Source organism: Mycobacterium sp. (assembly GCF_019243155.1).
In the GTDB taxonomy this organism is placed as follows: domain Bacteria; phylum Actinomycetota; class Actinomycetes; order Mycobacteriales; family Mycobacteriaceae; genus Mycobacterium.
The window spans coordinates 1-6201 of record NZ_JAFAUS010000228.1 but is presented as its reverse complement, the minus strand read 5'-3'; the positions used below and the strand labels follow the sequence as shown (position 1 = coordinate 6201).

6 protein-coding genes are annotated in these 6201 nt (G+C 66.8%); 3 read left to right on the top strand and 3 right to left on the bottom strand.

Annotation, left to right across the window (positions count from 1 at the left end; genetic code table 11):
• The 3 genes from JOZ00_RS11485 to rpmF form a co-directional block, all read right to left on the bottom strand.
• Window positions 1-799 (bottom strand): HAMP domain-containing protein (locus tag JOZ00_RS11485; RefSeq protein WP_293343861.1); only part of this gene is annotated, 799 nt, incomplete at its 3' end.
• 16 nt (window positions 800-815) lie between these two features.
• Window positions 816-1502 carry a two-component system response regulator MprA gene (gene mprA / locus JOZ00_RS11480; RefSeq protein WP_293343859.1) on the bottom strand — a complete coding sequence of 229 codons (687 nt, stop codon included), beginning with the start codon at window positions 1500-1502 and terminating at the stop codon, window positions 816-818.
• A gap of 70 nt (window positions 1503-1572) precedes the next feature.
• Window positions 1573-1746, bottom strand: a complete 174-nt coding sequence (rpmF, locus tag JOZ00_RS11475) for a 50S ribosomal protein L32 (protein ID WP_293343857.1) — start codon at window positions 1744-1746, stop codon at window positions 1573-1575.
• Between the two features lie 282 nt (window positions 1747-2028).
• Here rpmF and JOZ00_RS11470 point away from each other — a divergent pair, with 282 nt between their 5' ends.
• The 3 genes from JOZ00_RS11470 to JOZ00_RS11460 form a co-directional block, all read left to right on the top strand.
• Window positions 2029-3711, top strand: coding sequence for an acyclic terpene utilization AtuA family protein (locus JOZ00_RS11470; RefSeq protein WP_293343863.1), 1683 nt, complete (start codon window positions 2029-2031; stop codon window positions 3709-3711).
• Window positions 3708-4856 carry an acyl-CoA dehydrogenase family protein gene (locus JOZ00_RS11465; protein ID WP_293343855.1) on the top strand — a complete coding sequence of 383 codons (1149 nt, stop codon included), beginning with the start codon at window positions 3708-3710 and terminating at the stop codon, window positions 4854-4856. Before JOZ00_RS11470 ends, JOZ00_RS11465 begins: the two co-directional genes overlap by 4 nt.
• The coding region (locus JOZ00_RS11460; protein ID WP_293343853.1) for an acyl-CoA carboxylase subunit beta at window positions 4853-6201 on the top strand (1349 nt) is incomplete at its 3' end. The genes JOZ00_RS11465 and JOZ00_RS11460, both read left to right, overlap by 4 nt.

Below are 6201 nucleotides of genomic sequence, written 5' to 3'. Positions count from 1 at the left end.
CCATCAGCAGCTCGACGTTGGTGCGTAGCGACGTCAGCGGAGTACGCAATTCGTGTCCGGCATCGGTGACCAATCGCGCCTGCCGCTCCCGGGATTCGGCCAAGGCCCGCAGCATCAAGTTGAAAGCCTCGGTGAGCCTGGCCAATTCGTCGCTACCGAACACCGGGATCGGTCGCAGGTCATCGGTGCGCGCAACCCGCTCGGCGGCCTCGGTCAATCGGCCCACCGGACGCAGCCCGGCCCGGGTGACCATGCCACCCGCCACCGCGGCGACCGCCACCCCGATGCCGCCGACGAGCAACAGCACCCAACGGAGCTTGGTCATCACCGCCTCGGTCGGCTTGAGGCTCTTGGAGATCAACAACGAGCTGCCGTTGGGCAGGTGGATGGCGAGGATGCGCTGATCGCCGGCGGTGCGCCGCGACATGAACAGATCACCGTGAATGACGGCCTTCTCCGCCGAACCCACGGGCAGGGTCTGCCCGGGCTGCTGCGCGGAGTAAATGGAGTGGCCGGGGTTCACCAGCATCGCGTTGACGTCCGAGTATGCGGTGCCCTCGATGGCTTTGCCGGGATCGGCGGCCAGCGAACCGCTGGCGATCAGCAGCTGCGCGCGGCTTTGCAGCTGGTTGTCGATGTCGCTGTAGAGCGCTGCCGAAATCACGGCGTAGACGGCGAAGGCCATCAGCACGACGACCATCGCCACCATCGACATGGCCAGCAGCATGACTCGCCAGCGCAGCGACAGCGAGCTCGTCGCCCGCAGCGGTGCGCGCTGGTGTCGTTGGAACCAGATCATCGTTGGAACCGAATCATTAAGGGGGCGTCTCCCGAAGGACGTAGCCAACCCCTCGCACCGTGTGGATAAGGCGCGGCTCCCCGTCGGCTTCGGTTTTGCGGCGCAAGTAGCCGACGTAGACCTCCAGCGCATTGCCCGAAGTGGGGAAGTCGAATCCCCAGACCTCCTCGAGGATGCGGCTGCGGGTGAGCACCCGGCGCGGGTTGGCGATCAGCATTTCAAGAAGTGAGAACTCGGTGCGGGTCAGACTGATCCGGCGCTGCCCGCGCATGACCTCGCGGGTCACCGGGTCCAGAGTCAGGTCGGAGAACTGCATCGGCGCCGAGTCGGCGTCGTCCTCCGGCTTGGTGCGGCGCAGCAGCGCCCGCATCCGGGCCAGCAGCTCCTCGAGGGCGAACGGCTTGGGCAGGTAGTCGTCGGCGCCGGCATCCAGGCCCGCGACTCGCTCGGACACCGAATCGCGGGCGGTGAGCACCAGGATCGGCAAGTCGTCGCCGGTGCTGCGGAGCTGACGGCACACCTCGAGGCCGTCCAGGCGCGGCATCATCACGTCCAGCACGAGCGCATCGGGCCGATCGCTGGCGATGATGTCGAGGGCCTCGACCCCGTCATGAGCTAACTCGACGGAGTAGCCGTTGAACGACAACGACCTCCGCAGCGATTCGCGCACCGCGCGATCGTCATCAACGACCAATATCCGCACGGCCACTAGTTTCGTCCTAGCGCCTGAGAGCGGCCTGAGAGGCGCGCCGGGTATTTGCCGAGATCTCTAGCTAACGGCGGTCGAGATCAATGAGGCCGAGGCGGGCCGCCTTGAGCAGCCTGCGGGGCACCTTGTGCTTCTGACCTGCCACCGTCACGCCGACGAGTTCGGTCTTCTCGGCCTTCCACTGCGCGCGACGGCTTCGGGTGTTCGCGCGCGACATCCTGCGCTTGGGTACGGCCATGGTCGGGCCTAACTCCTCAATATGGGGCTTCGGGTCATGATGTCGCGCGACATAGCCGGTCGGCTGAACGGGCGACGATTGCTCTACAGAATAGTCGCATGCCTGCTAGTCACCAAAATGGGCGCACACCGAGACCGGTGACGCCGCGGTGGCATCCTTGACGTGACACCGGCGGTACCCGCTAACCTACCGGTTGGTTGGTTGGTCGCATTCATCGGTGAATCGCTGAAATGGAGGACGGGTATGGCCTCTGCCCCTGATCTCTCCGATCGTTCCGGCGTGGTGCGAATCGCGAACTGCTCGGGGTTCTACGGCGACCGGCTATCGGCCATGCGCGAGATGCTCACCGGCGGCGAAGTCGACTTCCTCACCGGCGACTACCTGGCCGAACTGACCATGCTGATCCTGGGCCGGGACAAGATGAAACACCCCGACCGCGGCTACGCCAAGACCTTCCTGAAGCAACTCGAGGGCTGCCTGGGTGAGGCCCACGACCGCGGGGTCCGCATCGTGGCCAACGCCGGCGGTCTCAACCCGGCCGGGCTCGCCGAGGCCGCGCGCGCCCTAACCGAGCGGCTGGGCATCCCGGCGCGGATCGCCCACGTGGAGGGTGACGACTTGTTGGCTCGGGCGGCGGAGCTCGGGCTCGGGTCGCCGCTGACCGCGAACGCCTACCTGGGCGCCTGGGGAATCGTCGACTGCCTGAACGACGGCGCCGACGTCGTCGTCACCGGCCGGGTCACCGACGCCTCGGTGATCGTCGGGGCTGCGGCCGCGCATTTCGGCTGGGGCCGGACCGACTACAACGAACTCGCCGGCGCCGTGGTCGCCGGTCACGTCATCGAGTGCGGCGTCCAGGCCACCGGCGGCAACTACGCCTTCTTCACCGACATTCCCGACCTCACCCACGCCGGTTTCCCGCTGGCCGAAGTCAGCGCCGACGGCTCCTCGGTGATCACCAAGCATCCCGGCACCGGCGGCCTGGTCAGCGTCGACACCGTCACCGCGCAGTTGCTCTACGAGATCAGCGGGGCGCGCTACGCCAACCCCGACGTGACCGCGCGGATGGACACCATCGAGCTGTCCCCAGACGGCCCCGACCGAGTCCGCATCAGCGGCGTGCGCGGCGAACCACCGCCGCCCACGCTGAAGGTGTCGCTGAACAGCATCGGCGGATTCCGCAACTCGATGACCTTCGTGCTGACCGGACTCGACATCGAGGCGAAGGCCGAGCTGGTTCGCCGGCAACTCGAAGCCGCACTCACCGTGAAGCCCGCCGAGCTAGAGTGGTCGCTGGCCCGTACCGACCACACCGACGCCGACACCGAGGAAGCCGCCAGCGCGCTGCTGCACTGCGTGGTCCGCGATCCCGATCCGGCCAATGTCGGGCGCCAATTCTCTTCGGCCGCAGTCGAATTGGCCCTGGCCAGCTATCCAGGCTTCCATGTGACCGCGCCGCCGGCCGACGGCCAGGTCTACGGCGTGTTCACGGCGGGCTACGTCGACGCCACGAAGGTGCCGCACGTCGCCGTGCATGCCGACGGGAACGGCACATTCATCCCCTGCGCCACAGAGACTTTGGAACTGGCACCCGCCGCCGAACCGCCGTTGCCCTCTCCGCTTGACGCCGGTCCGGTGCGCAGGGTGCCGCTGGGCCGCATCGCCGGGGCGCGCAGCGGCGACAAGGGTGGATCGGCCAACGTCGGGGTGTGGGTGCGCACCGACGAGCAATGGCGGTGGCTGGTCCACACGCTGACCGTCGAACGACTCAAGGAACTGCTCCCCGAAACGGCCGGCCTCGACGTCACCCGTCACGTGCTGCCAAACCTGCGCGCCGTGAACTTCGTCATCGAGGGCATCCTCGGTCAAGGTGTCGCCTACCAGGCGCGGTTCGACCCCCAGGCCAAGGGACTGGGTGAATGGCTGCGCAGCCGACTAGTCGAAATCCCCGAAAGGTTGTTGTGAACGTCTGGACCACACCGGAGCGCGAACAGCTGCGAAAGACGGTGCGCTCGTTCGCCGAACGCGAGATCCTGCCCAACGTCGACGAATGGGAACGCACCGGAGACTTGCCGCGCGATCTGCATCTGCGCGCCGGTGCGGCCGGCCTGCTGGGCGCGGGCTTTCCCGAAGCGGTCGGCGGGGGTGGCGGCGACGGCGCCGACTCGGTGATCATCTGCGAGGAACTGCACCAGGCCGGCGCGCCGGGTGGGGTCTTCGCGTCGCTTTTCACCTGCGGCATCGCGGTGCCCCACATGATCGCCTCGGGTGACCAACGGCTGATCGCGGAGTTTGTCCGGCCGACGTTGGCGGGCAACAAGATCGGCGCGCTCGCCATCACCGAACCCGGCGGCGGGTCAGACGTCGGACACCTGCGTACGTCGGCCGTCCTCGATGGCGACCACTACGTCGTCAATGGCGCCAAGACCTACATCACCTCGGGAGTGCGCGCCGATTACGTCGTCACCGCGGTCCGGACGGGTGGTCCCGGGGCGGGCGGGGTTTCGCTGCTCGTGATCGAGAAAGGCACGCCCGGCTTCGATGTGAGTCGCAAGCTGGACAAGATGGGATGGCGATCATCCGACACCGCCGAGCTGTCGTTCGCAGACGCACGCGTGCGGGCGGCCAATCTGGTCGGCGCGGAGAACAGCGGCTTCCTGCAGATCGCTCAGGCTTTCGTGGCGGAACGCATCGGCCTTGCCGCGCAGGCGTATTCGAGCGCACAGCGCTGCCTCGACATCACCGCGCAGTGGTGTCGCGACCGGGAGACGTTCGGCCGTCCGTTGATCTCGCGTCAGACGGTCCAGAACACGCTGGCCGAGATGGCGCGCCGCATCGACGTCGCACGGGTCTACTCACGCAACGTGGTCGAGCGTCAGCTCGCCGGCGAGACCAACCTCATCGCCCAGGTGTGTTTCGCCAAGAACACCGCGGTGGAAGCCGGCGAATGGGTTGCCAACCAAGCCGTGCAGCTCTTCGGCGGTCTGGGCTATATGTCCGAGTCCGAAATCGAACGCCAATACCGGGACATGCGGATCCTGGGCATCGGTGGCGGAACCACCGAAATCCTCACGTCATTGGCCGCCAAAACCTTGGGGTATCAGTCATGACTGCGCTCAAGTCCACCCTCGACGCCAAGGCCCCCACCTTCGAAGAGGCCGCCTCGGCGGCGACCGCGAAGCTGGCCGAGATCGACAACGCGCTCGCCGACGCACTCGCAGGCGGCGGCACCAAATACGTCGAGCGCCACCACGCGCGCGGCAAGTTGACCGCCCGCGAGCGGATCGAGCTGCTGGTCGACCCGGATTCGCCGTTCCTGGAACTGAGCCCGCTGGCGGCCTGGGGCAGCGACTTCAAGGTCGGCGCCAGCACGGTCACGGGCATCGGGGTCGTATGCGGCGTGGAGTGCATGATCGTCGCCAACGACCCGACCGTCAAGGGCGGCACCAGCAATCCGTGGACCCTACGAAAGATATTGCGGGCCAATCAGATCGCTTTCGAGAACCGGCTTCCGGTGGTCTCGCTGGTGGAGTCCGGCGGGGCCGACCTGCCCACCCAGAAGCAGATCTTCATCCCAGGTGGACAGATGTTCCGCGACCTCACCCGCCTGTCCGCGGCGGGGCTCCCCACCATCGCCCTGGTTTTCGGCAACTCCACCGCGGGCGGCGCCTACGTGCCCGGCATGTCCGACCACGTCGTCATGATCAAGGAACGTTCCAAGGTGTTCCTCGCCGGTCCCCCACTGGTGAAGATGGCGACCGGTGAAGAGTCGGACGACGAGTCCTTGGGCGGGGCCGAAATGCACGCCCGTATCTCGGGTTTGGCCGATTACTTCGCCGTCGACGAGATCGACGCGATCCGCATCGGGCGCCGGATCGTGGCGCGGCTGAACTGGGTCAAGCAGGGACCGCCTCCGGCGCCGGTGACCGAGCCGCTGTTCGACGGTGAGGAGCTGATCGGTATCGTGCCACCGGATCTGCGGATTCCGTTCGATCCGCGCGAGGTGATCGCCCGCATTGTCGACGGCTCCGAGTTCGACGAATTCAAGCCGCTGTACGGCTCCTCGCTGGTGACCGGATGGGCCCGGCTGCACGGCTATCCGCTGGGTATTCTGGCCAACGCCCGCGGCATCCTGTTCAGCGAGGAGTCGCAAAAGGCCACCCAGTTCATCCAGTTAGCCAACCGCTCCAACACGCCACTGTTGTTCTTGCACAACACGACCGGATACATGGTCGGCAAGGACTACGAGGAAGGCGGGATGATCAAGCACGGCTCGATGATGATCAACGCCGTCTCGAATTCGACGGTGCCGCATATCTCCCTGTTGATCGGCGCGTCCTACGGCGCCGGGCACTACGGCATGTGCGGGCGAGCCTACGATCCGCGGTTCTTGTTCGCGTGGCCGTCCGCCAAGGCGGCGGTGATGGGCGGGGCACAGCTGGCCGGTGTCATCTC

Bases quoted from the DNA above. Each gene is read 5' to 3' on its own strand.
- rpmF (WP_293343857.1), bottom strand. From the start codon at position 1,746: ATGGCCGTACCCAAGCGCAGGATGTCGCGCGCGAACACCCGAAGCCGT.